The 842-nt window shown below is 71.9% G+C and carries 1 protein-coding gene; it reads left to right on the forward strand.

What is annotated here, in order from left to right; all coding sequences use genetic code 11:
• Positions 1 to 209 precede the first annotated feature (209 nt).
• A complete protein-coding gene (locus GYH36_RS19115; RefSeq protein ID WP_162290702.1) occupies positions 210 to 662 on the forward strand; it encodes a hypothetical protein in 453 nt (150 codons plus the stop codon).
• The last annotated feature ends 180 nt before the right edge of the window (positions 663 to 842 follow it).

An 842-nucleotide genomic window follows, 5' to 3' on the forward strand; every position in this document is an offset into this window, starting at 1 on the left:
GACGCCGATCGAGATGGCTCTCGGACGCCGGGCGAGATGGATGCCCCGGACGAGGACACCTCGGGCGCGCGATGGGACGACGACGGGGGTTATGAACCCGACCTGGAGGACGCACCGATCTCCTTGAGTGGGGCGCCTGACGCCTCCCCGACTGCCGCGACGGCAGCGGATGCGAGCCGGCCCGCCGGTTCCGAGCATCGGACGTCACCATGAGCACCACCACCCCTACTGCTACGTCCTTCGGCCGGGTGCAGGACACCGCACTGCAGCTGCGGGGCGTCCTGGACACTGCGCTGCCGCGTGAGCTCGGCACCGACGCGGAGCCTCCCCTCTACACCGTGACCGCCGTGTTCTCCCGCCGCGTGTCGGGCCCGGAGCAAGCGTTGCTCGAGCTGCCCGCCGTCACCGCGCTGCTCGCCGACCACGGGTATCCGGGGATCGTCCTGCGGGTGGAGGACCGGCGCCTGCTCGTCGAGAACACGAACCTCGCCATGCTCTCCGGCGGGCTCGCCCACGAGATCGCGACGGTGATCCGGGACACCCAGGAGGCGATCGCGACGGAACGGACCAGGCGGGCGGACGAGCTCGAGGCCTGGCGCGCGGCCGAGGCGGTGCGTGCCGCGAGCGTGAAGGCCGAGGCCGACCGTGTCCGCTTCGAGTGAGGCGCAGCAGCCCCTGGCGTTGACGGGCCGCGTGCGGTCTGCGGCCCGATCGACGGCTCGGGACTACTCGGTGCTGGCGAAGATCGTGCGCGAGTCGGGTCTGCTGCGTCGGCGGTACGGCTACTACTGGACCCGGCTCGTCCTGACGGTCGCAGCGTTCGGTGCCGTCTGGGCGGGGAT

The sequence above is a fragment of the Cellulosimicrobium composti genome (assembly GCF_010287905.1).
In the GTDB taxonomy this organism is placed as follows: Bacteria; Actinomycetota; Actinomycetes; order Actinomycetales; family Cellulomonadaceae; genus Cellulosimicrobium; species Cellulosimicrobium composti.

Excerpts from the sequence above, each read along its gene's own strand:
- GYH36_RS19115 (WP_162290702.1), top strand. The coding sequence starts at position 210 with ATGAGCACCACCACCCCTACTGCTACGTCCTTCGGCCGGGTGCAGGAC.